Genomic DNA, 4,464 nt, shown 5'->3' on the forward strand with positions numbered 1-4,464 from the left:
AATATGGGTTATAAATTATATTAATAAAAATATAATTTAAAGGGGTGAAAGATATTATGTCAAATATATATCCGTGGATATTTAATATTGATAACAATATATGGAAAGTTTATTTGACTGATACTGACGTATTAATGTATCAGTCCATGTATGAAGAAAAAAAATGGACCAAGGAAAAGCTTATTGATGTGGGGGTAATTGAATTCGCCGCTTCTGTTGAAGATGATACGATTCATATTGTATATGTCAACAAGAAATATGAAATGAGATACTGTACTATGAAAGATGGAAAATGGTTTGGAAAGCTACTTTATCATATAGATATGAGACAATTTAAGATCGAGAATTTAAAAGCTGTAATTTTAGGAGGAAAATTAAATTTTTTCTATTTGCTCAAAGCATCTGATGATAGTAAACATGGAATTTTAAAACATTACATATGGGATGGAAAAGAGATAAAGTTTTATACTATTCAGCATGTGATTTTATCGGATAAAATTGATAAATACTATGAAATAGAAATAGGGGAAGATGATTGTATTAACGCTTTTTCCCTTTCAGACAGAGGGGATGAAATATCATTAATATACTGTAAGTATGATGGAAATTCATGGACTTCTGATAAAAGGCTTTATGGATTACAGGGTGACAATATACTATTTGATGTTGTTGGTCAGGGTAATACATTTAATATTATCAATAGAAGTAAAGAAGTCTCTATGTATCTTTTGGAGCATGTTTGTATTGAAGACAGTATTTATATGAAAAAGTATGAGGTATACAAAAGTAAAATAGAGCCTATTGAGCCAATTATATTTTATAGAGATGGAAAACTGTTTACCTGCTGGCAGGAATATAATAATATATTTTGTGCAAGCTATATTTTTGGAAAGTGGAGTAATCGTACTCTTTTTAATGAAGGGTTGAAAACTCCAATTGAAATATATAATTTTGTAAATTTAAAAGAGAGCATAAAGCCACATATAGTTTATGGGGCGGAAAATGATGGATTATATATTTTTCCTCTTTCAGATATAGCAGAAAGCAATATAAATTCATTGAAAAATAAAGCAGTGAATGATAAATCAAATATTAATCAGGAAGATGAAAGCATTGAAGAAATAAAAGAAAAATTTAAAAATATTTGTTATGAGAATATTATTCTCAAGGAAAAAATTGATTCCTTCAGTATGCATTTACAAAAGAAAAAACATATCACTGATGAGTATGAGAATAAAATTTCTAAAATTGTCGAACAGAAAAGAAGATTGGAAGAAAATTTGAATTTCTTTATGGAGGTTAAAAAGAATATTGAGAAACAAATGGATGAAATAAAAAGACAGTTTTCAAATCAGCAAATTATCGCAAAAAGTGTACAAGATAAATTAGAGGAGAAAGAAAAAAATAATGAATTGTTAAAAGGAAAGGTGGATTACCTAATGAAAGAAAATGAAAAGCTTAAAAATCAATTGGAAATTGAGAGGAATCAGTCATTTATGGCAAAATTATTTGGGAAAAGAGATCGTGGATTATAAATGTTTAATATGTTAAAGGGAAGTTTGAATAAAACAAACTTCCCTAAATTTTGAAGAATAAATGATTGATAATTCTAAAAGTGTTACCTTATTCTATAGTAATGCCAGCACTTGCGTAGCCTTTTATTGTACTGGTGAAATCAATACCTGATGTTGTTGCAGAAAGTACCATCAACAAGCGGGTTTGAGGCTTAACTGGTATATTTAGATTAAGGTTGATGTTGTTTGTAATAGTATCAATATCGATAATTTTACCGGTCATGGATGGAAGTATAACACTGGCACCTGGAATTGGTGTAAAACTATTATCTGGGGTATTTGAACTGTATAATTGTGCTTTGATAGTTGCTGAACCATTTTCCAGTGAAAATGCACTGCTGACACTGAAATATGCTGATATTGAAGTTATAATTCCAGCTCTTGGTATAGAAAAAGCGATATTGTAAATTCCGCTGAGGTAGATTTTATTTTTGTAAATATGAATGTTATTAATTGAATTTCCGAATCCTATAAGACTTACTTTGTCGGTTTCTCCATTTAAAAGAGTAGTTAGTACTGCAGGCTCATTTGATGCAAATGGGATGATAGAACCGCGTCCGGAATCACCCTTAGGTCCTTGAGGTCCTTGTGCTCCTCTAGGGCCGGGACATCCAGGTTTACCCTGAGGACCCTGCGGACCAGGACAACCGGGATCACCTTTAGGACCCTGCGGACCAGGGCAGCCGGGATCGCCTTTGGGACCTTTAGGGCCGGGACATCCAGGTTTTCCCTGGGGACCCTGTGGACCGGGACAACCAGGATCACCTTTAGGACCCTGCGGACCAGGATATCCAGGATCACCCTTAGGACCTTTAGGACCGGGATACCCGGGTTTACCCTGAGGACCCTGCGGACCAGGACAACCGGGATCACCTTTAGGACCCTGTGGACCAGGGCAGCCGGGATCACCTTTGGGACCTTTAGGGCCGGGACATCCAGGTTTTCCCTGAGGACCTTGTGGACCAGGATAACCGGGATCGCCATTAGGACCTTGTATACCCTGAGCTCCGGGATCACCTTTGTCGCCTTGAGCTCCGGGGTCGCCTTTGTCACCCTTAGGACCAGTGGAACCGGGATCGCCCTTGCACCCTTTAGGTCCCTGAGGACCAGGAGGACCGGGACAGCCAGGATCGCCTTTGCACCCTTTAGGGCCTTGTGGGCCAGGAGGACCAGGACAGCCAGGATCACCTTTGTCGCCTTGAGCTCCTTGAGGGCCTTGAACTCCGGGATCGCCTTTGTCACCCTTAGGACCAGTGAAACCGGGATCGCCCTTGCACCCTTTAGGTCCCTGAGGACCAGGAGGACCGGGACAGCCAGGATCGCCCTTGCACCCTTTAGGACCTTGTGGGCCAGGAGGACCGGGGCAACCAGGATCGCCTTTGCACCCTTTAGGTCCTTGAGGACCAGGAGGGCCAGGACAGCCGGGATCACCTTTGTTGCCCTTAGGACCTTGTAAGCCCTGAGCTCCAGGATCACCTTTATCACCTTTAAGCCCTTGAGGGCCTTGAGCTCCAGGATCGCCTTTATCACCTTTAGGACCAGTGGAACCAGGATCGCCTTTATCACCTTTAGGACCAGTGGAACCAGGATCGCCCTTGCACCCTTTAGGTCCCTGAGGACCAGGACAACCAGGATCACCTTTGTCACCTTTAGGACCAGGACGGCCGGGATCGCCTTTGCACCCTTTAGGGCCAGGACGACCGGGATTACCTTGAGGTCCCTGCGGACCAGGGCATCCAGGTTCTCCCTGTGGTCCCTGGGGACCTTGTGGGCCAGGACATCCAGGCTTGCCCTGTGGACCCTGCGGACCGGGAGGACCAGGGATATAATCTGGACATGATGAATCACAATTATATTCTATTGACAAGTAAGGTGAATTATTAGCTCTGCTGCTATCATATCCAATTAAACTGTCTACAACATTTTCTATTCCCACTAAAGTTATACCATTATTGGGGGCGGAATTATTATACCAATTGATTACCAAATTCGTGATGTTTATTCTTATAAAAGTTCCTACATCTGTATCTGATATTATTTTTTTATATGGAGTTATAGAAATATCAGGTGCAGTGTTCCATGTAACTGTATTTCCATTAAAATCATCTAAGTTAGTATATATAGTTATGGATTGGCAGGAATATTTACAATCTAGTTTATTTTTTCTATTTACGTAAAGATATAAATAAGCGTTTGATATTGCAGAGTTGTAAGGTATTGAATCTGCAATGTTAAATTTTAATAGACTTGCATAAGCATCTGGGCATCCATTATATTGGGTATATTCTCCACTATATAAAACTGGTGATGAGACGAAATTTGTGTCTGGAAAAAATTCTGATATATATACATCATCAGTTGGATAAGCTTTATAAATAGCCATAAGATTGCCTCCTCATTTTCGAGTGTTATTCAGTTGTGATAAAAAGTCATTAGTATGGTTTATCCGAACGCTACCATTATTAATACTCCCAACGTACTCTGTGAAAGTGACTGTCATCAAATCAAAGATTTGGGAGATCTGCTTTTCTTAAAGTGATAGATAAGCAGCCATCGGATAAGTTCTTCTTAGGTTCAGATGGGTATAAGCATTTATTATAAGAGAGCTCTATTTGAACCTAAGAGTCACTTGATAATTATAATATATGGAAGTATATAACCTTTGGTTACATATTCTACCTTTGTGATGGATGTAAATTCTGTGGCAATATATACTTAATAATCAAGTGATTTTTAGAAGGTGGTTATTAAGTAATATTTGTTAAATATATACCAAACCGATATACATATATACCATAATAATACAATTTAAGCATATATTCGACATGGATATATTTTTAATTGATAGATATAATTTCCAGTACGATTTGTACAAATAATTATCTTTTAT

At 38.0% G+C, this 4,464-nt stretch carries 2 protein-coding genes; one reads left to right on the top strand and one right to left on the bottom strand.

Annotated elements, in window-relative coordinates; translation table 11 throughout:
* Window positions 1-56: 56 nt before the first annotated feature.
* Entirely contained in the window at window positions 57-1,535 is a 1,479-nt protein-coding gene (locus CLLU_RS18030) for a hypothetical protein (protein ID WP_106011140.1), read from the top strand.
* Between the two features lie 88 nt (window positions 1,536-1,623).
* Here the strand turns inward: CLLU_RS18030 and CLLU_RS18795 are convergent, their stop codons facing one another.
* On the bottom strand, window positions 1,624-3,957 hold the full coding sequence (locus CLLU_RS18795; RefSeq protein ID WP_106011141.1) for an exosporium glycoprotein BclB-related protein: 2,334 nt from the start codon (window positions 3,955-3,957) through the stop codon (window positions 1,624-1,626).
* Window positions 3,958-4,464: the final 507 nt, after the last annotated feature.

The sequence above is a fragment of the Clostridium luticellarii genome (assembly GCF_002995845.1).
GTDB classification, from domain to species: domain Bacteria; phylum Bacillota; class Clostridia; order Clostridiales; family Clostridiaceae; genus Clostridium_B; species Clostridium_B luticellarii.

Bases quoted from the DNA above. Each gene is read 5' to 3' on its own strand.
- CLLU_RS18030 (WP_106011140.1), top strand. From the start codon at position 57: ATGTCAAATATATATCCGTGGATATTTAATATTGATAACAATATATGG.
- CLLU_RS18795 (WP_106011141.1), bottom strand. From the start codon at position 3,957: ATGGCTATTTATAAAGCTTATCCAACTGATGATGTATATATATCAGAA.